Source organism: Pseudomonas viridiflava, from assembly GCF_900602065.1.
Classification (GTDB): domain Bacteria; phylum Pseudomonadota; class Gammaproteobacteria; order Pseudomonadales; family Pseudomonadaceae; genus Aquipseudomonas.
Genome location: NZ_UWFN01000331.1, coordinates 1 through 351, shown reverse-complemented (window position 1 = coordinate 351; position 351 = coordinate 1). Strand labels below are relative to the sequence as shown.

Below are 351 nucleotides of genomic sequence, written 5' to 3'. Positions count from 1 at the left end.
TTCGCTGATCGCTTGAAAGTGGAGCTGATCGGCACCAATCTTGAAGTGATCGACGGCAAACTGACCGGTTTGATCGAAGGCAGCAATTGCCGTTGCGACTCCAAGGTTGCGCGACTGGAAAGTGTTTACGGACCGCTCAATAAATTCCGCCTGCGCGCCTGGGGCGATACGCGAGGCGATCACGAATTGCTCGCTGCAGCGCAGGATGCACACTGGCGCCACTTCCATCCGACGTGGCGAAAAGGGCGTTACAAAGGTCCCATTAACGCCAAGTTACACAATCCAGATGGCAAAGATGGGCCAACACGGTAAGGCTGTAACACTTTTATCCGACTTCCGTAGTCCACATGG

At 54.4% G+C, this 351-nt stretch carries 1 pseudogene; it reads left to right on the top strand.

The features are described 5' to 3' along the window. A pseudogene (locus EE949_RS25655) lies at nucleotides 1–312 on the top strand (HAD-IB family hydrolase); the annotation flags it as partial. Nucleotides 313–351 lie beyond the last annotated feature (39 nt).